This window comes from Caballeronia sp. AZ10_KS36 (assembly GCF_023631105.1).
Taxonomy (GTDB): Bacteria; Pseudomonadota; Gammaproteobacteria; order Burkholderiales; family Burkholderiaceae; genus Caballeronia.
On the sequence record NZ_JALQDQ010000037.1, the window covers coordinates 436057 to 459663 of the forward strand.

20 protein-coding genes are annotated in these 23607 nt (G+C 64.3%); 15 read left to right on the forward strand and 5 right to left on the reverse strand.

Annotated elements, in window-relative coordinates:
- Positions 1-28: 28 nt before the first annotated feature.
- The 3 genes from NCR35_RS24420 to NCR35_RS24430 all read right to left on the reverse strand — a co-directional run bounded on the left by NCR35_RS24420 (position 29) and on the right by NCR35_RS24430 (position 3433).
- Entirely contained in the window at positions 29-1297 is a 1269-nt protein-coding gene (locus tag NCR35_RS24420) for an MFS transporter (RefSeq protein WP_250536478.1), read from the reverse strand.
- Between the two features lie 84 nt (positions 1298-1381).
- Positions 1382-2293, reverse strand: coding sequence for a LysR substrate-binding domain-containing protein (locus NCR35_RS24425; RefSeq protein WP_250536479.1), 912 nt, complete (start codon positions 2291-2293; stop codon positions 1382-1384).
- Positions 2294-2485: 192 nt separating this feature from the next.
- Complete coding sequence (locus tag NCR35_RS24430; protein ID WP_250536480.1) at positions 2486-3433, reverse strand: LysR family transcriptional regulator; 948 nt, start codon at positions 3431-3433, stop codon at positions 2486-2488.
- 96 nt (positions 3434-3529) lie between these two features.
- Here NCR35_RS24430 and NCR35_RS24435 point away from each other — a divergent pair, with 96 nt between their 5' ends.
- Both NCR35_RS24435 and NCR35_RS24440 read left to right on the forward strand, forming a co-directional pair.
- Positions 3530-5584: an oxidoreductase gene (locus NCR35_RS24435; RefSeq protein ID WP_284503258.1), complete on the forward strand. Its 2055-nt coding sequence runs from the start codon at positions 3530-3532 to the stop codon at positions 5582-5584.
- A 49-nt stretch (positions 5585-5633) separates the two neighbouring features.
- Positions 5634-7211, forward strand: coding sequence for an ABC transporter substrate-binding protein (locus tag NCR35_RS24440; protein ID WP_250536482.1), 1578 nt, complete (start codon positions 5634-5636; stop codon positions 7209-7211).
- Positions 7212-7223: 12 nt separating this feature from the next.
- On the opposite strand, the gene NCR35_RS24445 is transcribed toward NCR35_RS24440, so the two are convergent.
- Entirely contained in the window at positions 7224-8096 is an 873-nt protein-coding gene (locus NCR35_RS24445; RefSeq protein WP_502801718.1) for a GNAT family N-acetyltransferase, read from the reverse strand.
- A 245-nt stretch (positions 8097-8341) separates the two neighbouring features.
- On the opposite strand from NCR35_RS24445, the gene NCR35_RS24450 reads away from it, so the two are divergent.
- The 11 genes from NCR35_RS24450 (at position 8342) to NCR35_RS24500 (ending at position 20758) form a co-directional block, all read left to right on the forward strand.
- On the forward strand, positions 8342-9820 hold the full coding sequence (locus NCR35_RS24450) for an aldehyde dehydrogenase family protein (RefSeq protein ID WP_250536483.1): 1479 nt from the start codon (positions 8342-8344) through the stop codon (positions 9818-9820).
- A 198-nt stretch (positions 9821-10018) separates the two neighbouring features.
- The gene (locus NCR35_RS24455; protein WP_250536484.1) at positions 10019-10687 is read left to right on the forward strand and encodes a haloacid dehalogenase type II; all 669 of its coding nucleotides are present in this window, start codon (positions 10019-10021) and stop codon (positions 10685-10687) included.
- A gap of 26 nt (positions 10688-10713) precedes the next feature.
- A complete protein-coding gene (locus NCR35_RS24460) occupies positions 10714-11988 on the forward strand; it encodes an NAD(P)/FAD-dependent oxidoreductase (protein WP_250536485.1) in 1275 nt (424 codons plus the stop codon).
- A gap of 90 nt (positions 11989-12078) precedes the next feature.
- On the forward strand, positions 12079-13701 hold the full coding sequence (locus NCR35_RS24465; protein ID WP_250536486.1) for an ABC transporter substrate-binding protein: 1623 nt from the start codon (positions 12079-12081) through the stop codon (positions 13699-13701).
- Between the two features lie 79 nt (positions 13702-13780).
- Positions 13781-14737, forward strand: coding sequence for an ABC transporter permease (locus tag NCR35_RS24470; protein WP_250536487.1), 957 nt, complete (start codon positions 13781-13783; stop codon positions 14735-14737).
- Complete coding sequence (locus NCR35_RS24475; protein WP_250536488.1) at positions 14734-15666, forward strand: ABC transporter permease; 933 nt, start codon at positions 14734-14736, stop codon at positions 15664-15666. Before NCR35_RS24470 ends, NCR35_RS24475 begins: the two co-directional genes overlap by 4 nt.
- Positions 15663-17498 (forward strand): ABC transporter ATP-binding protein, encoded by a 1836-nt coding sequence (locus NCR35_RS24480; RefSeq protein WP_250536489.1) that lies wholly within the window; start codon positions 15663-15665, stop codon positions 17496-17498. The genes NCR35_RS24475 and NCR35_RS24480 overlap by 4 nt, the downstream gene beginning before the upstream one ends.
- Entirely contained in the window at positions 17495-17806 is a 312-nt protein-coding gene (locus tag NCR35_RS24485; RefSeq protein ID WP_250536490.1) for a (2Fe-2S)-binding protein, read from the forward strand. The genes NCR35_RS24480 and NCR35_RS24485 overlap by 4 nt, the downstream gene beginning before the upstream one ends.
- A complete protein-coding gene (locus NCR35_RS24490) occupies positions 17791-19179 on the forward strand; it encodes an FAD/NAD(P)-dependent oxidoreductase (protein ID WP_250536491.1) in 1389 nt (462 codons plus the stop codon). Before NCR35_RS24485 ends, NCR35_RS24490 begins: the two co-directional genes overlap by 16 nt.
- Positions 19176-20345, forward strand: coding sequence for an NAD(P)/FAD-dependent oxidoreductase (locus NCR35_RS24495; protein WP_250536492.1), 1170 nt, complete (start codon positions 19176-19178; stop codon positions 20343-20345). The genes NCR35_RS24490 and NCR35_RS24495 overlap by 4 nt, the downstream gene beginning before the upstream one ends.
- Positions 20342-20758: a helix-turn-helix domain-containing protein gene (locus NCR35_RS24500; RefSeq protein WP_250536493.1), complete on the forward strand. Its 417-nt coding sequence runs from the start codon at positions 20342-20344 to the stop codon at positions 20756-20758. The genes NCR35_RS24495 and NCR35_RS24500 overlap by 4 nt, the downstream gene beginning before the upstream one ends.
- Here the strand turns inward: NCR35_RS24500 and NCR35_RS24505 are convergent.
- Entirely contained in the window at positions 20672-21643 is a 972-nt protein-coding gene (locus tag NCR35_RS24505; protein WP_250536494.1) for a LysR family transcriptional regulator, read from the reverse strand. The two genes, NCR35_RS24500 and NCR35_RS24505, sit on opposite strands and share 87 nt — an antisense overlap.
- Positions 21644-21743: 100 nt before the next feature.
- On the opposite strand from NCR35_RS24505, the gene NCR35_RS24510 reads away from it, so the two are divergent.
- Together NCR35_RS24510 and NCR35_RS24515 are read left to right on the forward strand one after the other, a co-directional pair.
- Complete coding sequence (locus NCR35_RS24510; protein ID WP_250536495.1) at positions 21744-22820, forward strand: ABC transporter ATP-binding protein; 1077 nt, start codon at positions 21744-21746, stop codon at positions 22818-22820.
- A 72-nt stretch (positions 22821-22892) separates the two neighbouring features.
- Entirely contained in the window at positions 22893-23606 is a 714-nt protein-coding gene (locus NCR35_RS24515; protein WP_250536496.1) for an HAD-IA family hydrolase, read from the forward strand.
- Position 23607 lies beyond the last annotated feature (1 nt).

Below are 23607 nucleotides of genomic sequence, written 5' to 3' on the forward strand. Positions count from 1 at the left end.
GGCAACGACGGCTGCTCGACGTGCAGCATCAAGACGCCACAAGCGACGCCTCGCCGACCGCCCGATCATCGATCGGAAAATGCAGCAGCGCCGCAACGAGCCCCGCAACGGCCGTGGCGCCCCAGATCAGCGAGTAAGAGCCGGTCGTGTCGAAGACATAGCCGCCGAGCCATGCGCCGAGAAACGATCCGAGCTGATGACTCAGAAACACGACGCCGAACAGCGTCCCGAGATGCCGCGTGCCGAACACCTTCGCGATCAGCCCGTTGGTGAGCGGCACCGTGCCGAGCCAGGTCAGCCCCATGACCGCGGCGAAGATCACGACGGACACGCTTGTCGTCGGCAGCAGAACGAAGAGGGCGATCGCGCCGCCGCGAATCAGATAGAGCCACGCGAGCACGTAATGTTGCCGCCAGCGTCCGCCGATCCACCCGCATGCCCAACTGCCGATCATGTTGAAGAAGCCGATCAGCGCGAGCGCCGTCGCGCCGAGCCCGACCGGCATGTGACAGAGCAGCAGATAGCCCGGCAGATGCGTCGCGATGAACGCGAGCTGAAATCCACACGTGAAAAAGCCGAGCGTCAGCAGCCGATAACCGCGATGACGCAACGCATACGCCAACGTCTCGCGCAACGGCATCGCGCGCGATTCGTTCACGCCGGATACCGGCACCGCCATCGACGCGTTGCTCCGGCGGCTCGCGCGATCGAGCACGATGCCGAGCGGCGCAGCGAGAAGCAGCACGAAGGCGAGGACATATAACGACGCCGCCACGCCCGCATGCACACGGACTTGCTGCGCGAACGGCACCATCAGCACTTGCCCGAACGAACCGCCCGCGCTCGCGAGGCCCATCGCGACGCTGCGCGCTTGCGGCGACGCGACGCGTCCGACCGTCGCGAGCACGACACCGAAGCTCGTGCAACTGATGCCGATGCCAACGAGCAATCCGAGCCCGAGTACGAGCATCCATCCGGAAGTCGCGGCGGCCGCGAGCGCGAGGCCCGCTGCGAACGTGGCCGCGCCCATCGCGACGACGGGGGCGGCGCCGTATCGGTCGGCGGCGGCCCCGGCGAACGGCTGCGCGAAGCCCCAGACGAGGTTGTGTAGCGCGATTGCGAAAGCGATCAGCGTGACGGGCAAGCCGCGGTCGAAGGAGAACGGCCCGATGAAAAGCCCGAAGGTCTGGCGCACGCCCATCGCGGCGCTCAGTATCAGCGCGGCGGCGCCGATCAGCACCCAGGTTGTGGCGCGGCTCGTGTTCGTAGTGTTCGCAATGTTCGACAGTGACGGCATGGCGCAAATCCTCCTTGCGGCCATCGTCGCAAACGAACGCCCGTGCCGACAAACGAAAACTTTTCGCGGGCGGATGAGCGCAGTTCAACCGTCGCCGTTGCCATCGACGAACTCCGCCGCCTGCTCGGTCAGCCAGTCGCGAAACGCGGCGGTGTCCGCGCGGGCGCTGGCTTGCGGCGTCTCGCAGAGCCAGTAAGCGGTTTGCGTCTCGACGCTCGTCGCCGAGGCTTGCACGAGCGCGCCCGCCGCCAGTTCGCGATCGACGAGCGGACGACGGCCGACGACCACGCCGAGCCCGGCCGCGGCGGCATCGAAGGCGAGTTGAACGGTATCGAAACGCAGGCCGCCGTGCAGATCGAGGCCGTCGATGCCCGCGCCGTCCATCCACGCCTGCCAGTCCTCGCTCGCCGTATCGACATGAATGAGCGCGGCGCGCGCCAGATCAGGCACGCCGTCCGCGCCCGTCAGCGAAGCGCGATACGACGGACTGCACAAGGGCACTAGCCGCTCGCCGAATAGACGCTGCCACGATGCGCCATCCACCGGACCACGCGAGAGGCGCAGGCCGAAATCGAAGCCATCGACGGGAAAGCCTGCCTGACGGCGTGAAGTGTCTATCGTGATGTCGATGTCGGGCCAGCGCGCGCGGAAATCCGCGAGGCGCGGGACGAGCCAGCGCGCGGCAAGCGTCGGCGCACACGTGACGGCGATCGCGCGGCGCTTGTGTTTGCCGGGCAGCGTCTGCGTGCCGATCGCAACGAGCGAGAATGCTTCGGCGATGTACGGCAGATAATGTTCGCCCGCTGCGCTCAGCGACAGTCCGCGCGGCTCGCGGACGAACAGCTCGACGCCGAGCATGTCTTCCAGCGCGCCGATGCCGTGACTCACCGCGCCAGGCGTCACGTTGAGTTCGGCGGCGGCGAGCTTGAAACTGCGATGTCGCGCAGCGGCTTCGAAGAGACGCAGGGCATTGAGCGGTGGCAGGCGCTGGGGCATGTCGGCGTATGGGATCGACGGCGTGTGCGTCTATATTGCCATCGTTAGGGCGGCGCTTGTCGCCGCGCTCTCGGCCGGCTAGCGAACGCTTCGGGATGAGGGCGAAGGGGCGGACCGCCCGCGCAAGGCTATGCGCGTGAGCCGCTTCGGTCTAGCGGCGTCGTCCAAATATTCGTGAGCGTAGGGTGCGCGTTACGACTTCATGTTCTTCGATACGGCGGTCATCGCCGAGAGCACGCTTCGCGCGCGCTCCACTTCCTCTTTTATCTTCTCGATGAGCCAGCACGCGACCTGCCGCATGGCATCCGATGGATTTGACGAACGATATTCCAGCACGTAGTGGCAGCCCGTTTCGATATACCGGTCCCATGCGGGAATGATCTTGCCTTCGTTGAGCGGCGCCGCGATGGCGAGCAGCCAGCCGAGCACGACGCCTTGTCCGAGCATCGCGCATTGCACGGCGAGACCGGGGTCCGTGTGATGCACCGCCTCGCCGATGCCCTTGTCGGAAAGCCCCGTCGCGCGATGAAAATCCGCCCATGAGTGCGTGGTCACATCGAGATGAATGTAGGCGTGACCTTCGGCGGGCATCGGTGCATCGAGCGGTCCGAACTCCGCGAGATACTTGGGACTGCAAACTGGAACGATAATCTCGGGACAGAGGCACGACGGATCGCTTTCGGAGCCGGGTCCGTGCAGGCGGATGCCGAGGTCTGCATCGTCGAGCGGCCCGTACAGGCGGCCGGGCATGACCTGCAGGCGCAGATTGATGGCTGGAAAGCGCTTGCGAAAATCGGCATAACGCGGCAGCAGCCACAGCGCGGCGAACCCGCTGGCGAGCGATAGCGTGACGATCTCGCCTCGCGCGTGATCGCGCCTGAGTTCTTCGATGGTGTCGCCGATCTGGCCGAATCCCGACGCAACGGCACGCTGCAGGGTCGCGCCCCGATCAGTCAGACTCAGCCCTAGCTTCGTGCGTTCGAATAGCTTGAAGTCGAGCGCGTCTTCTAGACGCGCCACCATGCGGCTCACCGCGACGGGCGTTACGTTGAGTTCGCCGGCCGCCTTGGTGAAACTCAGCAGCCGCGCCGATGTTTCGAAAACGAGCAGTGCCTGAAGGGAGGGAAGTCGCGGACTCATACAACACCATGTTATGGGGCATGCATCGATTTGTAATTTGACGGCTGAAATTGGTCTCCTTACCTTGAGCCAGACGCTCAACTCATCTGGCAGGCCATGACGACCCACACCGATCACCGCGCCGCTGCGACTGCATCGTCGGACCCCTTGCTTCAGCCGTTCGCCCTCAGGCATCTCGTTCTCAGGAACCGCGTGATGAGCACGAGCCACGCGAGCCGCCTGACGCGCGATGAATTCCCGCAGGAGGTCTATCAACGGTATCACGAGGAAAAGGCCAAAGGGGGACTCGCATTGACGATGTTCGGCGGTTCGTCGAACGTGAGCCTCGATAGTCCCAACACGTTCCAGCAGATCAACGTATCGACCGATGCCGTGGTGCCGCATCTGCGGCGCTTCGCCGATCGCATTCACACTCACGGCGCTGCGCTGATGTGTCAGATCACGCATCTCGGCCGACGCGGCGATGCCTACACCGAACCGTGGCTACCGATGATCGCGCCGTCGGCGGTGCGCGAAACGCTGCATCGCGCGATCCCGCAGGCCATTCACGATGCCGACATCAGGCGTGTGATTCGTGACTTCGGCCTCGCGGCGAAGCGTTGCCGCGACGGAGGTCTCGATGGAATCGAAACGCATGCGGGCGGTCACCTGATCGGCCAGTTCATGGACCCGACCGTGAATCTGCGCACCGACAAGTACGGCGGGTCCACGGCCAATCGCGTGCGCTTCGCAATCGAAGTCCATGAAGAAATACGCAAGCAGGTAGGCGACAATTTCATCGTGGGCTTTCGTTTCGCGCTCGAAGACGGATGCAGCTTCGAAGAAGGGCTCGAGATGTCGCGCATTCTGCAAGGCACGGGACTCTTCGACTTCTTCAACGTCACGTTCGGGCGCATGGACACGAAGATGTCGCTCGCAGTGAATTCGATGCCCGGCATGTTCGTGCCGTCCGCGCCGTGGCTGCCGAAAGCCGCCGCCTTCAAGCGCGCGGTCGATCTGCCCGTGTTCCACGCTGCGAAGATCGCGGACCTCGCCACCGCCCGCTATGCGATCCGCGAAGGCCTGCTCGACATGGTCGGCATGACGCGCGCGCATATCGCGGAGCCGCATCTCGTCAAACTCGTCGAAGCGGGGAAGGAAGACGAGGCGCGACCGTGCGTCGGTGCCTCGTTCTGCCGCAACTTCCGCGCGACGTGCATCCACAATCCGGCGACGTCGCGCGAGACGTATCTGACGCATGACATCGCGAAGGCGGCGCAGACGAAGCGCGTGTTGATCGTCGGCGCGGGACCGGCGGGGCTCGAAGCGGCGCGCATCAGCGCGAGGCGTGGCCATCAGGTGACGGTACTGGAGGCCAATTCGACCGCGGGCGGACAGCTGCAGCTCGCAGCGACGGGAAGCTGGCGGCGCGACCTCATCGGCATCGTGGACTGGCGCGTGTCGCAACTCGCGCTGCTCGGCGTGGACGTGCGATACAACCACTATGCCGAACTCAGCGATGTGCTGAATCACGGCGCGGATATCGTCATCATCGCAACGGGTGGTTTGCCGGACCTCGATGCCTTGCCGGGCGGCGAGTTGTGCAAGTCGGTGTTCGACGCGTTGACGGAAACCCCGCCCAGTGCGGGCAGCGTGCTCGTGTACGACGGCACGGGAAGGCACAACGCGTATCTGTGCGCCGAGCGTTATGTCGATGCGGGCCTCGATGTATCGCTCGCATTGATCGACAGCATGCCCGCACAGGAAACGGGCGGACGCGGCGACGACCAGGCGTGGATGCGCAACATCGCGCGCTGGGACGTGCCGGTGCGCACGAATGTCGAACTGATCGAAGTGCAGACAGCCGAGAACGGCAAGCGGCGTGCGGTGTTCCGCCATCATCTGACGAACGGACTCGTGGAGGTGGAAGCGGACCATGTGGTGGTCGAGCGCGGCATGCTCGCGGTCGACGACCTCTACCAAGCCGCGCGCATGTATTCGGTCAACGACGGCTACACCGATCTCGAAGCCTTCGCGACAGCGAAACCGCAGCCCGCTGCACACGAAGGCGAAGCGGGGCAATTCCATCTGTACCGCATCGGCGATGCCAGCGCATCGCGCGACATACACACGGCCATCTACGACGCGTACCGGCTATGCCTCGCGCTGTGACGGACCCTCTCATTCATCCGCATGACGACATCACCGAGCGAGGCTGCCCATGACATTGCCGAAAGACTTCGTTGTCGCCGATCCTTCGCGCCGCAAGGCAATCAAGACGCTGGCCGCGGCCGGCGCCGCAACGCTGATTCTGCCGGGGGCATCGTCGCTTGCGTTGGCCGCGACTGAAGCCGCGCCGCAACGCGGCGGACGCATCCGCGTCGCGCTCGCGAACCAGTCGCTGATGGATTCGCTCGATCCCGCGAAGGGCACGCATACCGGCGACTATTCGCGCGCCTACATGTTCTATAGCGGCCTCACCGAACTCGATGCCGACTTCAAGACGCAGAAGGCGCTCGCCGAGAAGCTCGAATCCGACGACTTCGTGAAGTGGAACGTCACGCTCAGGCCCAACGTGCACTTCCACGACGGCAAGCCCTTCACGTCCGACGATGTCGTGTTCTCGCTGATGCGCCACAAGGACCCGGCGACGGCGTCGAAGGCGAAGTCCATCGCGGACGGCATCGCGTCGGTGAAAGCGGCCGGCCCGCTCAAGGTCGAGATTACGTTGACGGAGCCGAACGTCGATCTTCCCGCGCTGCTCGCGATCCCGCATCTCGTGATCGTCGCCGCGAACACGACGGACTTCTCGAAAGGCAACGGCACCGGCCCGTACGTATGCAAGGAGTTCACGCCGGCGCAGCGCTGCATCGGCACGCGCAATCCGAACTTCTGGAAGCCGGGGCGGCCGTATCTGGATGAAGTGGAGATCATCGGCATTGGCGACGATGCCGCCCGCACCAACGCGCTTCTCGCGGGCGATGTGCAGCTCATTTCGCCGCTGCCCGTGCGCGATGTCGATCGCATCAGGCAGACCGGCAAGGCGACCGTGCTCGAAAGCCCGTCGCAGCTTTATTCGGACCTCGCATTGCGGCAGGACATGCTGCCGACGAAGAGCGCCGACTTCAACGAGGGCATCAAGTATCTGCATGACCGGCAGCGCATCGTGAACGTGATGCTGCGCGGACACGGCACGCTTGCCAACGATCATCCCGTGCCGGAGTGGCATCCGTATTTCATGAAGGGATTGCCGCAGCGCGCGTATGACCCGGACAAGGCGCAGTTCCACTTCAAGAAGGCCGGCACGCAGACTTCGCGCGCGGAGATCATCGCGCCGCCATCGGTGGAAACGGCGCTCGATTCCGCGATGCTGGTTCAGCAAGCGGCGAAGCAGGCGGGCATCGACATCAACGTGCGCCGGGTGCCCGCCGATGGCTACTGGACCACGTACTGGATGAAGTATCCGATGACCTACGGTTCCATTCTGCCGCGGCCGACGCTCGATCTGCTGTACACGCAGTTCTTCCGCTCGAATGCAACGTGGAACGAATCGGGCTGGAAAAACGAGCAGTTCGATCAACTGCTGGTGCAGGCGCGGCGCGAGCGCGACGATGCCAAACGCAAGCAGATGTATGGCGACATGCAGACCATCGTGTACGAGAAGAACAGTCTCGTGATTCCCGCGTTCATCAACTTCATCGATGCGCAGAGTTCGAATCTGCGTGGATTGAAGGGCAGTCCGTCGGGCCGCGTGATGGGTTATCGCTTCGCCGAGTTCGCGTGGCTCGCGAAGGCGTAGGCGTGCGTCACTTCACCAGAGCGCCTGGCTCGTGACGGCGAACTGTGTGAGCGATCCATCGGTGGATGGCGTGCCGTTCAGCGCCATCTGCTCGATGGTATCGACGAGCGGCAAGCCCAGTCCTTCGAGCCACGATGAAAGCCCGTGACGCAACGGCGTATCGACTCGCACGAACATGCCCGCGTTCAGCGCGAGCCAGTAGCTGATCAATGCTTTCGCGCGGCTCTGATCCGCCGATTCGGGCGCGATCACCGGACCGATCACGTGACCATCGCCGAAGCGCCGGAAGAGCGCGAAGCCGATCAGTTCGCCGTCGCGATCCAGCGCGATGCCGCTCGCGACATCGAGCAGATGCGGCATCAGTTCCGTGCGATCCATGCCGGTCGCGCGCGTGGCGAGGTCGGCGAGGCGAGGCGTGTCCTTTACGCCGATCGGACGAAGCCGCTCACCCGGCGGCAGCGAAACGAGCGGCGGCTGAAAGGCCGCGCCCTGATGTTGTTGAATGGTATCGATGGGCGCGAAGCCGCGTTCGATGCACAACGGCCTGCCTTCACTGGATGCGTGAATGAGCAGCATGCGCGAGGGGTGCTTTGCAATCAGGCGGTCGAGCAGGCGGCCCCCGATGCCCTGACGTTGATGTTCGGGCGACACGATGAACATGCCGAGCGTGGCGGCGCTTTCGCCGAACTGCCACGCGAGCGCGGTGCCGACAAGCGCGCCTTGCGCATCGACGGCGGCGAAACCGCGGCCGAGACGCGCGGCGAAGCGCCAGTCGTCGGCGCGGTGCCGCCACTTGACCGACATCGAAAGCGCATGACCGGCGGGGATGTCGTCGAGCGTGAAGGCCCGGTATTCGATCACATCGCGATTGTTCGAGTCGGGCACGCCGGCCTCCTCACTTTGAAGACATTTACCGTGACTGTGACACTGCGCGGCGCGCATGGCTAGGACGATCTTCCTGTCCCACACAGGCCCGGCGCCGCGCGCGTGATGCAACGCAAAACGGCGGCTTATCGGCTCGATAACGCGCGCGCTGTGCTGAATCGGCAATTTTGTCGGCGAAATATGCCGGGCCGCCGGTCCTACGATGTGGTCATGTCAACGCAGCAGTCCCAGGAGGATTCACGCACATGGACCGTTTCGATCCCGCCAGCATCGGCATCAGGAGCGGGCACTTCATCGGCGGCGAGCTGATCGATAGCGGCGCCTCGCGTATCGACGTCATGCGGCCATCGGACGGCGTCACCTATGCATCGGTGCCCGTCGCCGATCACGCGATGATCGACTATGCCGTGCACAACGCATACGACGCGTTCAGGCGCAGCGACTGGGCGCGCCGTGCGCCACGCGAGCGCGCACGCGTGCTGCGGCAGTTCGCCGATCTCGTCGCCGCCGATGCCGGGAACCTCGCGCCGCTCGAAGCCGTTGGTTCCACGCGCCCCGTGCGCGATGCCTTCAACTGGGATGTGCCGTTCACCGCCGAAAGCATCCGCTTCTATGCGGAACTCGCCGACAAGATCGGCGGCGACGTTGCGGCGACGGATCATCGTCATCTCGGCATGACCATCGCGGAGCCGTATGGCGTGATCGGCGCCATCGCACCGTGGAATTTTCCGCTCGTGATGGGCGCATGGAAGATCGCGCCTGCGCTCGCGGCGGGCAACGCGGTGGTGCTCAAGCCTTCGGAGATGACGCCGTTCTCTTCGTTGCGGCTGGCCGAGCTTGCGATCGAGGCAGGCGTGCCGCCCGGCATCTTCAACGTCGTTCAGGGCGATGGCCGCACGACCGGCGACGCGCTCGTGCGCCATCCGCGCATCGCCAAGGTCACCTTCACCGGTTCGACGCGCACTGGCGCCGCGATCATGGCCGCGTGCGCGGAGACGGGCACGAAGCCGGTCACGCTCGAACTCGGCGGCAAGAGCCCGCAACTCGTATTCGTGGACGCACCGCGCATCGACGAAGTGGCAAGACGCATCGCCGGGGCGATCACGGGCAACGCGGGGCAAGTGTGCGTCGCCGGTTCGCGCCTGCTCGTTCAACGCGCGATTGCCGATGAACTGATCGAGCGCATCGCGCAAGCGTTCAGCGAACTCAGAGCGGGACCGACATGGGCGGCAGGCACGACCTTGCCGCCGATCATCTCCGAGCCGCAGGCAGCGCGCATCGATGCCATCGTTCAGCGCAGCATCGCAGGCGGCGCGACCTTGCGATGCGGCGGCAAACGCGCCGATGCTGCGACGCCCGGCGCGTTCTATTCGCCGACCTTGCTCTGCGACGTGACGCAGGAAAGCGAAGCGGTGCGCAGCGAAATCTTCGGACCGGTGCTGACGGTGCAGTCGTTCGACACGGACGAAGAAGCGCTCGAACTCGCTTCGCATCCGGAATACGGACTTGCCGCCGGCGTGCATACCGCCGACATCGGCCGTGCACTGCGCATGGTGCGCAGTATCGAAGCCGGCACCGTATGGGTGAATCGCTATGGACGCACGAGCGATTTCGTGATTCCCACGGGCGGCTACAAGCGCTCGGGCATCGGCAAGGATCTGGGGCGTCAGTCGTATGAAGCGAACTTGCGCCTAAAGAGCGTGCTCATCGACACAGAAGCATGAGACGTACGATCGTGCATAAAGGCACGCCGCATTTTGTGCTGTGGAGGAGCTTCAAAACGCATGACTTGTATCGTCCGAAGGCATGCATTCGACGCCAGCAGTCATTTTTGCCCTGTTTAAATTTTTCTCAACAGTTCGCTGTTCCTTGTTCTCACCACCGAACTCCCGACGGGTTCATTACACGACAGGACTGAAACCATGATCGATTTCGAGCCGAAGTACATTACGTTCGACTGCTACGGGACGCTGACGAAATTCCGCATGGCCGACATGGCCCGCGAGCTTTATGCCGATCGCCTGCAGGGCGACGACCTCGAGCGATTCGTCAAGTTGTTCGCGGGCTATCGTCGCGACGAAGTGCTCGGTGCGTGGAAGCCGTACCGCGATGTGATTGTCAATTCGGTGCGCCGCGCGTGCGCGCGCGCGAACGTCGAGTTCAGCGAGACCGAAGCCGAGAAGTTCTATCTCGCCGTGCCGACGTGGGGCCCGCATCCGGATGTGCCGGAAGGCCTCTCACGCCTCGCGAAGAAGTACAAGCTCGTGATTCTGTCGAATGCATCGAACGATCAGATTCAGAGCAACGTCGACAAGCTCGGCGCGCCGTTTCATCGCGTGTTCACGGCGCAGCAGGCGCAGTCGTACAAGCCGCGCATGCAAGGCTTCGAGTACATGTTCGATCAACTCGACTGCAATCCGGAAGACGTGCTGCATGTTTCGTCGAGCCTGCGTTACGACCTGATGACCGCGCACGACATGGGCATCAAGCACAAGGCTTTCGTCAAGCGCGGCCATGAGCCGGGCACGCCTTACTACGAATATTACGAAGTGGACACCATCGGCGATCTCGCCGCGCAACTCGGCCTGTAACCGCACCACTTCACCGAGCAATGCCGATGAAACTCGACTCCTACTGGCTCGACACCGCGCCCTCGATGAACTCGGCGTGCGAAGGCCCGCTCGATGGACAGGCCGATGTCGCCGTGATCGGCGGCGGGTTCACGGGCTTGTCGGCGGCGCTCGCGTTGGGTAAGCGCGGCGCTTCGGTCGTGGTGCTCGATGCAGCGCGCATCGGCGGGGGCGCGTCGGGCCGCAATGGCGGGCAGTGCAATACGGGCGTCGCGCAGGACTATGCGGCGCTGCGCTCCCAACTCGGCGTGGAGCGCGCGCAAGGGTGCTATCGCGCATACGCGGCGGCGGTGCAAACCGTGGAGCGTCTGATCCGCGAAGAGAACATCGATTGCGATTACCTCGCGACAGGCAAGCTCAAGCTCGCCGCGAAGCCGCATCATATCGGGCACATCGCGGCGACAGCGGAACTCATTCGCCGCGAAGTCGATCCGGATGTCGATGTGCTCGATCGCGAACAAGTCCGCAACGAAGTGCAATCGGACGCGTTTCACGGCGGCCTGTTGCAGCGTCATGGCGGCCAGATGCACATGGGCAAGTTCGCCGCGGGACTCGCGAAGGCAGCGGCCAGAGAAGGCGCGCGGCTTTACGAGCATGCCGAAGTAATCGCGATTGCAAAGGAAGGCGGTGCATATCGCATCGATTCCAGGCGCGGCACGGTTCGCGCGAAGCAGGTGTTGATTGCGACGGGCCCTTCGAAGCACGGTCCTTTCTCGTGGTACAGGCGAAGGATGGCGCCGGTCGGTTCGTTCATCATCGTGACCGAGCCCTTGCCCGCCGACCGGCTGACGCAACTGATGCCCAACCGCCGCTCGTACACGACCAGCCGCCTGATGCACAACTACTTTCGCGTGACGCCGGACTCGCGGCTGCTGCTGGGCGGCCGCGCACGGTTCACTGCGTCCGAGCGTCCGTCGGACGAGAAGAGCGGTCGCATTCTGCAAGGCAATCTCGCGTCGATCTTCCCGAGTCTCGCGAACGTGCGTATCGACTATTGCTGGGGCGGTCTCGTCGATATCACCGCGGACCGCCTGCCGCGCGCAGGGCAGCACGACGGCATCTACTTTTCGATGGGCTACAGCGGTCACGGGACGCAGATGTCGACGCACATGGGCCAGGTGATGGCCGACGTGATGAACGGCAACGCCGATGCGAATCCGTGGCGCGATTTCGACTGGCCCGCGATTCCCGGCCATACGGGCAAGCCCTGGTTCTTGCCGCTCGTCGGCGCGTATTACTCGATCAAAGACACGTTCTATTGAGAACGGAAGCAACGGAAGCAACGGAAAGGCGGCCCACACCATAACGAAGCCGTCGCACATTCATAGCCCCTCAATCGCGGAGAGAAGTTCATGAGCATTGACAACTCGCCTGAAGCACTCGTCCATGCCGATGCCGGCAGGCGGCTCGAAGAACTGACGCGCCGCGGCGCGTCGCGGCGCAACGTCCTGCGCGCGATGGCCGCGGGCGGGTTGCTGTCGATGACGGGCGCGGGCCTGCTCAGCGCGAGCGGCGCAGCTTTCGCGCAGGACAAGCCGAAGCAGGGCGGCCGCATCCGCGTGGCGACGCAATCGTCCTCCGCCGCGGATACGCTCGATCCCGCGAAGGGCTCGCTCGGCACCGATTACGCGCGCGGATTCATGTTCTACAGCGGTCTCACCGAGCTCGACAACCACCTGGGCGCGAAGATGGCGCTTGCCGAATCGCTCGAGACGAACGACGCGACCGTGTGGGTAGCAAAGCTGCGCAGCGGCGTGCAGTTCCACGACGGCAAGTCGCTCTCGCCGCAGGACGTCATCTATTCGCTGATGCGCCACAAGGACCCGGCGGTCGGCTCGAAAGCCAAGACGCTCGCCGATCAGTTCAAGGAAGTCAAGGCGACTGGCCCCAACGAAGTAACCATCACGCTGACGGGCGCGAATGCGGACCTGCCGGTGATTCTCGCGGACTCGCACTTCCTCATCATCAAGGACGGCACGACGGATTTCAAAACGGCTGTCGGCACAGGTCCGTTCAAGCTGAAGGAATTCGCGCCGGGCGTGCGCACCGTCGGCGTGCGCAACGAGAAGTACTGGAAGCCCGGCATGCCGCACCTGGACGAAGTGGAATTGATCGGGATTGCAGATGAACCTGCGCGCGTGAACGCGCTGATGTCGGGCGACGTGCAGCTCATCAACGCAGTGAGCGCCCGTTCCACCGAACGCATCAAGGGAACGCCGGGCTTCGCGGTGCTGGAAACAAAGACGGGCCAGTACACCGATCTCATCATGCGCGACGACGGCGGCATCACGGGCAATGCGGATTTCCGCCGCGGCATGATGCACCTGATGGATCGCGAGCAGATGCGCAAGACGATTTTCCGCGGCTATGGCGCGATCGGCAACGATCAGCCGATCGATCCGAGCAACAAGTACTACATGGCCGGCCTGCCGCAGCGCACGTTCGATCCGGAGAAGGCGAAGTTCCACTTTCAGAAGGCGAAGGTCGGCAATACGCCCATTCAGCTTTACGCATCGCCGGCGGCGGAAGGCTCCGTCGAAATGGCGGTGCTGATGCAGCAAGTCGCGCCGCAAGCCGGCATCAATCTGCAGGTCGTGCGCGTGCCGTCCGACGGTTACTGGTCGAATCACTGGATGAAGCATCCGCTCGGCTTCGGCAACATCAATGCGCGGCCGAGCGCGGACGTCATCTTTACGCAGTTCTTCAAGTCAGATGCACCGTGGAACGAAGCGAACTGGAAGAGCGCGCAATTCGATCAGCTGCTCGTCGCGGCACGCGGCGAGCCGGACGATGGCAAGCGCAAGAAGATCTACGGCGACATGCAGGAACTGGTCCACAAGGACGGCGGCGTCGGCATTCCGATGTTCCAAAGCTCGCTCGATGCGCACACCACGAAGCTGAAGGGCCTGGGCGGCATTCCGCTCGCTGGCCTAATGGGGTGGATGTTCGCGGAGAACGTGTGGCTCGAATCTTGAGCGTCATCTGGCAGCGGACGCGCGCCGTGTCTTCGATACGGCGCGCGATATCAACCCTTGGAACGAGAGGCGATATCCGATGAAAGTTCACGCGCAACGACTCGTCGCCGCGCGCCTCGGCCTCGCGCTGCTGACGCTTTTGATCGTGTCGATGATCGTATTCGGCATCACCGGTCTCTTGCCGGGCGATGCCGCACAGCAGGCGCTCGGCCAGGCAGCCACGCCCGAACAGGTCGAAGCACTGCGGCATCAGTTCGGTCTCGATCAACCCGCCGTCACGCGCTATGTGCAATGGCTCGTGCACGTGGTGTCGGGCAACTTCGGCACGTCTCTGTCGAACAATTTGCCGGTCAGTGAACTGATCGCGACGCGCCTGCCTAATTCGCTCGTGCTCGCGGGGCTGACGGCGCTCGTCTCCGTGCCGCTCGCGCTGACCATCGGCATTCTCTCTGCGATGTATCGCGGCTCGCTCCTGGATCGCACGCTGAACGTGCTCACGCTGTCGACGGTCGCGGTGCCCGAGTTCCTCGTCGCGACGATCGCGGTGCTGATCTTCGCGGTGAAGCTGCGCTGGCTGCCGGCGCTCTCCTATCTGTCGGACGTGTCGTCGTTCGGTGCGCTCTTGCGCACTTACGCGATGCCAGTGATGACGCTCTGCTGCGTAATCGTCGCGCAGATGGCCCGCATGACACGCGCGGCGGTGCTCGATCAGCTCAACGCGTCGTATGTGGAGATGGCCGTGCTGAAGGGCGCATCGCCGATGCGCGTGGTCTTGCGTCATGTGCTGCCGAACACCATAGGGCCGATCGCGAATGCGGTGGCGCTCTCGCTGTCGTATCTGTTCGGCGGCGTGGTGATCGTCGAGTCCATCTTCAACTATCCCGGCCTTGCGAGCCTGATGGTGGATGCCGTCACCAACCGCGACATGCCGCTCGTGCAGGGCTGCGTGATGGTGTTTTGCGCCGCGTATCTCGCGCTCGTACTCATCGCCGATCTGGCTCAGATCGTGTCCAACCCGAGGCTGCGTCAACGATGAACCGGAACGTCTCTTCTCACGCCACGACCGTGCTGTACGACCAACCGTCCGCCGATACGCCGCCCGAGCCAGCGCCCGCGGCCGTCAGGCGCAGTGCGTTCAGCCGCCTCGTGCATCGCTTCTCCGTGCTCGGCCTGATCGGTCTTGCAATCGTCGTGTTCTGGCTCGCGGTCGCGTTCATCGGGCCGGTCATCGCGCCGTACAAGGGCGGGGCGTTCACGTCGACGGAAATCTTCGCGTCCTACAGCGCGGCGCATCTGCTCGGCACCGACTATCTGGGCCGCGACATGCTGAGCCGCATTCTCTACGGCACGCAATACACGGTGGGCCTCGCGCTGGCCGCCACTGTCGCGGCGAGCGTGATCGGCACGTTCTTCGGGCTGATCGCCGCCGTGTCCGGCCGATGGATCGATGAAGTGCTGAGCCGTCTCTCCGATGCGCTCATCTCGATCCCGAGCAAGATACTTGCGCTCGTCGTGATCGCGGCATTCGGCTCGTCCATTCCGATGCTGATGACTGTGGCCGCGCTCGCCTATATCCCAGGCGCGTTCCGCATCTCGCGCTCGCTCGCGGTCAACATCATGACGCTCGAATACGTGCAGGTGGCGAAGGCGCGCGGCGAGAAGCTGTTCTATATCGCGCGCGTCGAGGTGCTGCCCAACATGATTCATCCGATGCTCGCGGACTTCGGCCTGCGCTTCGTGTTCATCGTGCTGCTGCTGTCGGGCCTGAGCTTTCTCGGCCTCGGCGTGCAGCCGCCGAATGCAGACTGGGGATCGCTCGTGCGCGAGAACATCGGCGGTCTTTCGGAAGGCGCGCCCGCAGTGCTGATGCCGGCGGTCGCCATCGCGACGCTTACCGTCGGCGTGAATCTGCTGATCGACAGCCTGCGTCGTCACGGCGCGCGTTCGCAAGGAGGCGGCAAATGACCGCGAACATGATCGAAGTAAAAGGCTTGCGCGTGGTCGCGGGCAGCGCCCCCGATGCGGTCGTCGAGATCGTGAAGGGCGTCGACTTCACGGTGAAGAAGGGCGAAGTGCTCGCGCTGATCGGCGAGTCGGGTTCGGGCAAGACGACGATTGCGCTGGCGCTGCTCGGCCATGCGCGCGCAGGGTGTTCGATTGCAGGCGGCTCGGTGAAGATCGGCGATGTCGATGTTCTCTCGCTCGGCGAGAAGGGCCGCCGCGCGTTGCGTGCGCGTACCGTCGCGTATGTTGCGCAGAGCGCATCGGCGGGCTTCAATCCGGCGCGCACGATCATGGATCAGGTGACCGAGCCCGCGCTGCTGCACAAGCTGATGACACCCGCTGCCGCACGTCTGAAAGCCGTCGGTCTGTTTCGTTCGCTCGCGTTGCCGAACCCTGAAGGGATTGGGGATCGCTATCCGCATCAGGTATCGGGCGGACAGCTTCAACGTGTGATGGCGGCCATGGCGCTGATCACCGATCCCGCTGTCGTCGTGTTCGACGAGCCGACCACCGCGCTCGACGTGACCACGCAGATCGAAGTGCTCGCCGCCTTCAAGGGCGTGGTGCGCGAACTCGGCACGACGGCGGTGTACGTATCGCACGATCTGGCTGTCGTCGCGCAAATGGCGGATCGCATCGTCGTCCTGAATGGTGGACGCGTGCGCGAAAACGGCGCGACCGCTCAGGTGCTCGATGCGCCCGTCGACGACTACACGCGCCAGTTGCTTGGCGCCACGCGCCGTCCCGAAGTCCATCTCGACGCCCCGCACGCCGCGAAAGAGACGCCGCTGCTCGAGATACGCAACCTGAGCGCGGGCTATGGCCGCGTCGATGCGAACGGCGTGCCCGCCGTGCGCGTGCTCGATGAAGTGAGCCTCAAGATTGCACGCGGCGCTACGCTCGGCGTGATCGGTGAATCGGGATCGGGCAAGACGACGCTCGCGCGCGTGATCGCGGGTCTCGTCGACCGCGCGCGCGGCGACGTGCTGCTCGACGGCAAGCCGTTGCCCGCAAAGCTGTCGGAGCGCACGCTGGATCAGTATCGCCGTGTACAGATCGTCTTTCAGAACGCCGATACCGCGCTGAATCCCAGTCGCACCATCGCGGATATCCTTGCGCGGCCGATGAACTTCTATCACGGCTTGCGCGGCGCGGCGGCGCAAAAGCGCATGCTCGAACTGCTGGATCTCGTGAAGCTGCCGGCATCCATCGCGAAGCGTCAGCCGGGCGGTTTGTCGGGCGGACAGAAGCAGCGCGTGAATCTCGCGCGCGCGCTCGCGGCCAATCCCGAACTCATTCTCTGCGATGAAGTGACGTCCGCGCTCGATACGGTCGTCGGCGCCGCGATCCTCGATCTGCTCGCCGAACTGCGCCGCGAGCTACACGTGTCGTACATGTTCATCAGCCACGACATATCGACGGTGCGGGCCATCTGCGACGACGTCATCGTGCTGTATGCGGGGCAGTGCGTCGAAGCGGGCCAGCGCGATGCGCTTTCGCATCCGCCGTATCACCCCTACACCGGCTTGCTCGTGGATTCCGTGCCCGCGCTGCGTCCTGGCTGGCTCGATTCGCGACGCGCGACGGCGCTCGCGACATTGCCCGCGATGGGCCCGGAAAGCGATGCGCCCGAACTGTGCAGCTTCCGCTCGCGCTGCGCCGCGCGCATCGACGGTCAGTGCAACGTCACGCCGCCCGCGAAGAAGACGCTTCCATCGGGCGCGCAGATTCTGTGTCATCACAGCGCGGAGGATCTCGCGCGCATGCAGACTCCTGAAACGGTGACGGCATGAGCGGGCGTTTCGTGAGAGTCGCGGAGCAGGGGCGCGCAACGTTCGTCGTCCTGATCGATGGCCGGCCTGCGCTGGCAGCGGAAGGCGACACGTTGATGGTCGCGTTGCTCACATCGCAGGATGCGTTGCGCGACTCGGAGTTCGGCGATGGCCGCCGCGCCGGATTCTGCGTGATGGGCGCGTGCCAGGATTGCTGGGTGTGGACGGCGGATGGCGAGCGCGTGCGCGCATGCACCACGCCAGCGGTCGAAGGCATGTCGATCGTGACGCGAATCGCGCAAACGGAGGGCCTATGGCCGCGACTGTAATCGTGATCGGCGCGGGACCGGCGGGTGTGCGTGCGGCGCAGGCGCTCGTCGAAGCGGGCTTGCGTCCGGTCGTGGTCGATGAAGGCATGCGCGATGGCGGGCAGATTTATCGTCGTCAGCCGGACGGCTTCAGGCGCACGTATGACACGCTCTATGGGACCGAAGCGGAACGCGCGCGTGCATTGCATGCAGCGTTCGATGCCTTGCGTGCGAACATCGACTACGTGCCCGATACGCTCGTGTGGAACATCGAGCCGAACGCAGTGCATGTGGTGAGCGGTGCACGTCATCGCAAGCTCGTGTTCGATGCGCTCGTCATTTGCAGCGGCGCGACGGATCGGCTGATGCCGGTTCCCGGCTGGCATCATGCGGGCGCGTACAGCCTGGGCGGGGCACAGGTCGCGTTGAAATCGCAGGGCTGTGCGATCGGCTCGCGCGTCGTGATGATGGGCACGGGTCCGCTGCTCTATCTCGTCGCCGCGCAATACGTGAAGGCGGGCGCGACCGTCAGCGCAGTGCTCGATACATCGACGTTCCTGCAACGCGTGCGGGCGTTGCCGCAACTGCTCGCGATCCCATCGACGTTGAAGAAGGGCGTCGCGTTGATGCGCGTGCTCGAGGATGCGCGGGTGCCGGTTCATCGCGGCATTACGCCGGTCGCCATCGAAGGAACGAATGAGAACGGCGTGCAGAGCGTGAGCGTGAAGCAGGCGAACGGCGCGACGCTGCAAGTACCCTGCGATGCGGTTGCGCTCGGCTATCACCTTCGTCCCGAGACTCAGCTTGCAGACCTCGCCGGCTGCGCGTTCCGCTTCGATCACGATTTGCAGCAATGGCTTCCCGTCGCCGATGAAGACGGCCGCAGCAGCGTGAAGGGCGTCTATCTCGCAGGCGATGGCGCGCGCGTGCGCGGCGCGGATGCGGCCGAACGCGCGGGACGTCTCGCGGCGCTGGCCGCGTTAAAGGATATCGGCGTGGCGCGCAACGAGGACGAAGTCGACCGGCTGCGCATGCAATTGCAGCGCTTCACGCGCTTCGCGGCGGGCTTGCGCACCGCGTTTCCATGGCCTGCGCGATTCGCCGCCGCATTGCCCGACGACACCATCGTCTGTCGATGCGAAGCGATCACCGCAGGCGAATTGCGGCGCGTCGTGAACGAGATGGGCGCGACCGAGGCGAATCGTGCGAAGGCGTTTTCACGCGTCGGCATGGGCCGATGCCAGGGCCGCTTCTGCGCACATGCAGGCGCCGAAGTCATCGCAGCAGAGGCGCGCGTGCCCCTCGAAGCCGTGGGCCGTCTGCGCGGACAAGCGCCCGTCAAGCCGCTGCCGATGGCGGTCACGACGCAAGAGGACATGGAGACGAGCGAATGAGCGATCGGGCCGATGTAATCGTGATCGGCGGGGGCATCGTCGGCACGACGACCGCATTCTTTCTGCGCCGCCGCCAGCGATCGGTGATTCTTCTCGAACGCGGCCTGACGGGGCAGCAGGCAAGCGGCGTGAACTTCGGCGGCGTGCGCCGGCAAGGACGCGCGCTCGCCCAGCTCGGGATGTCGAATCGCGCGCTCGAAACGTGGCGGCGTTCGCGTGAATTGCTGGGCGAGGATGTCGAGTTCATGCCGTCGGGCCATACGCGCGTGTGCTATCACGCGCACGACGCGGAATATTTTCATCGCTATGCCGCCGAAGCGCGCGACCATGGCCTCGATCTCGAAGTGCTGGACGGCGCGGCGGTGTTCAAGCGCTTCCCGCATATCGGCCGCGACGTGCTCGCGGCATCGGTCTCGCCCTTCGATGGTCATGCGAATCCGCGTCTTGCCGCGCCTGCATTCGGACGCGCGGCGTCGCGGCTGGGAGCGCGCATCGTCGAGAACACGGAAGTCGTGCGTATCGAGAAGGAAGCAGGCGGCTTTCGCGTGGAGAGCGCAACCGGCAGCATCTATCGCGCGGAACAAGTGCTGGTCTGCGCCGGCGCGTGGGCCAATACACTCTCGACGCAAGCCGGTGAGCCGGTGCCGCTCGTCGCGCGCGGTCCGCAAATGGCCGTGACCGAGCCTGTGCCGTACGCGCTCGGCGCGTCGATGGGTGTCTATTCGTCGATCCGGCAAGAGAGCGTCTATTACAGGCAGGTGGCGCGCGGCAATATCGTGCTGGGGGGCGGCCCGCCCGGTCCCGCCGATACGCTCGCGCGGCGCGCATCCGTGTTGCCCGAGAACACCGTCGCGCAGATGGCGCAGTTCCTTCGCATGGTGCCCGCCATGCGGCCGCTGCATGTGATTCGCGTATGGAGCGGCGTGGAAAGCTACCTGCCGGATTCGGAGCCGGTCATCGGCCCGAGTGCGAAAGTCGATGGCTTGTTCTATGCGTTCGGCTTCAGCGGATCGGGTTTTCAGATCGGGCCGGGCGTCGGCGAAACGCTTGCCGAGCTGCTCGATACGGGCAGCACGCCCATCGATCTTTCGTCGTTCTCCATCAGACGATTTCAACGCACGTCGGCGACGCACGCCGAGACGGTCACTTCCGAGACTTCGCCATGAGCCAAGCCAATCTGGTCGACGCAATCGCTTACATCGAAAACAATTTCGACAAGACCGTGAGTCTCGCGCAACTCGCGGACCTGTCGGCGTTGAGCGTATCGCGCTTTGCGACCGTGTTTCGCGAGCAGTTCGGGCTATCGCCCTACAAGTATCTGTGCGAGCTGCGCGTGCGCCGCGCGCAGACCTTGTTGCTCGCGGGCGTGCCGGGATCGGTCGTCGCGACCGAAGTGGGCTTCTTCGATCAAAGCCATCTCGCGCGGCATTTCAAGCGTCTCACCGGAATGACGCCGAGCGCGTTCATAGAGCGCACGCGCGAAAAAGCGCGTTCAGCCCAGTTCGATGCCGGTCTGGTGAAGCGCGTCGCGCAAGCCGAGCCGCGGGTAAGCGCTTTCGACCGTGCGCAGGTCGCTTGATGCTTCCTGGATGATCCACTCGCGCACGTCCGCGACAATGGGCCTCACGGGCCGGTTGGGCGGCGTAAGCAGACAACAGCGCCGGCTGGTCACGAGCAGCTCTTCTTCAGCCGGCACGAGCGCGCCTTGCGCGAGCCAGTGCGATGTCACGTTGAGCCAGCCGAGCGCAATGCCTTGACCGAGCAGGGCCGCCTGCACGACGATCGCATAGTCGTTGAAGCGCAGCATGCCGGCCGCATGGCGTTCCTTCGAAGCGAATGCATGAAAACGCTCGTGCCAGCCGCGCTCTTCGTCGTCCATCACGATGACCGTATCGCCGTGCGCGCGCGCCGCTTGCGTCCTTGCAAGCTCGTCGTAACGCGGGTTGCACACCGGCAGCAGCATTTCGGGCATCACGAGCACGGCGTTCTCGTCGATCTCGTCGTCGTGCAGGAAGCGCATGCCGAGGTCGACATCGACGAGCGGTCCGCCTATGCGCCCCGATATCAATTGAAAGCGCAAGTCGATGGAAGGAAACGCCTCGTTGAGACGGCTCATGCGCGGCATCAGCCAGTGCGTGGTGAGCCCCGTGGACACCGACAACGTGACGGTCTCGATGCCCGTCGCGCGCGCTTCGATTTCGCGTATCGCGCTTTCTATGCCGCTAAAGCCCTCCGATATCTTCCGATACAGAATCTCGCCGCTTTCCGTCAGTTCAATGCCACCCCGCACGCGCTCGAAAAGCCGCACGCCGATATGGTCCTCCATGCGCGCGAGCATGCGGCTGACCGCGGGCTGGCTCACATATAACTCTTGCGCGGCGCGCGTGAAGTTGCCGCAGCGCGCCGCCGCTTCGAACACGAAGAGCGCATTGGCGCTAGGCAGTTTTCTTCGGAGACTGGGCATGACTTCATGTTATGCCCGATCCAACAATTTTGGAATTGCCGTCAAAAACATCGCGACTTAGTATTTTCCCAACCTCTCTCTCTTGGACGAGACGAACGCCATGGACGCACGCGCTAAAACCGGAGTGTCGATCAGGTCCGCCACGAGGCGCTATGGCGCGGTGACTGCGCTCGACGACGTGTCGCTCGATATCGCGCCTGGCGAATTCGTCTCGCTGCTCGGGCCTTCGGGTTCGGGCAAGACGACGCTGCTCGGCATTCTCGGCGGCTTCGTGCAGCCGACATCGGGCAGCGTGTGGGTAGGCGAACGTGACATTACATTCGCGCCGCCGCATAAGCGGAACATCGGCATCGTCTTCCAGAACTACGCGCTCTTTCCGCACATGACGGTCGGCGAGAACGTCGCGTTCTCGCTGCGCGCGCGTCGCGAGCCGAAGTCGACATGGTCCAGGCGCGTCGCCGATGCCCTCGCGATGGTCGAACTCAAAGGCTATGAAAACCGCGGCATCCATCAGCTTTCGGGCGGGCAGAAGCAGCGCGTCGCGCTTGCACGCGCGATCGTCTTCGAGCCGCAACTGATTCTGATGGACGAACCGCTCTCCGCGCTCGACAAACAGTTGCGCGAGACCATGCAGATCGAATTGCGCAGGCTGCATCGCCAGCTCGGCGCGACCATCATCAACGTGACGCACGATCAGCGCGAGGCGCTCACGATGAGCGATCGCGTCGCGGTGTTGAGAGACGGCCGGCTCGTACAGATCGATACGCCCGAGCGTCTCTATGACCGCCCGTGCGACGCGTTTGTCGCGAGCTTCATCGGCGAAGCGACGATGCTCGACGTCACGCGCGCCGGCGACGATGCCGTGAAGCTCGGCGACACGATTCTGCGCACGGCGCACCCGTTGCCGCGCGCGCAGAAACTGTTGCTCGCAGTGCAGACGGAGAAGCTCGTCATCGACGGCGAGAATCGTCATGCGAATGCAAACCGGCTCTCATGCCGCGTCACGGAAGTGCTGTATCAGGGCGAAAGCCTGCGTGTGTTCGCGGCCCTGGCCGACGGCACCGCGATCAGCCTTCGTCAGCCGGGCGGTCACGATGCCCGCAAGCGCATCCCCGCGCCGGGCGCATCGATGACCGTGGCGCTCGATCCGCAAGACACGATCGTGGTCGCGGCCTGATCTCCATCCACCGCCTGTGCACGGGCGATTCCGACTGTCAACTTAGCGATGCAACCCGTAGAGGATGAAGCAATGAAGCTCACCGATTTCAAGGTCCTGACGTTCGATGTCGTCGGTACGCTGATCAACTTCGAGAAGGGCGTGCTGGATTCCGTGCGCCGGCTCGGCGGCGCAAAAGCGAAAGACCTCACCGACGATCAGATTTTCGAGCCGTACATGGAGGGGCGCGCGAAGCATCCCGGCCGCTCGAGCCATGCCATGTCGAATGTGTATCTGCATCTCGCGGGAAAGTTAGGCCTCCCTGACGATGCGCAATCCGCCGCGGCATTCCAGCGCGACGTGCTCGAATGGCCTGCCTTCGAAGACTCCGTCGCGGCCTTGAAGCGACTGCGCAAGCATTTCCGTCTCGTCGCGATGACGAATGCCGATCGCGTCGCGTTGTCCGCGTACGCCCATACGCTCGGCGATCCGTTCGACGACACCGTATGTTGCGATGAAACCGGCGTAGCGAAGCCCGATCCGCAATTCTTCGCCTATAACCGTGGACGTCAGGCCGCGTTCGGCTACAAGTTCGAAGAGATTCTGCACACGGCGCAGAGCCAGTATCACGATATCGGCATCGCGACGAAGCTCGGCTATGCGACGTGCTGGATCGAACGGCGTCAGGGCATGAATGGCTTCGGCGCGACGCCCGTGCCCGAGACCGTGACCGAACCGACGTGGAAGTTCGCGACGCTTGCGGCACTCGCGGATGCCGTCGACGACGAAGTACGCGTCGCTGCCTGAC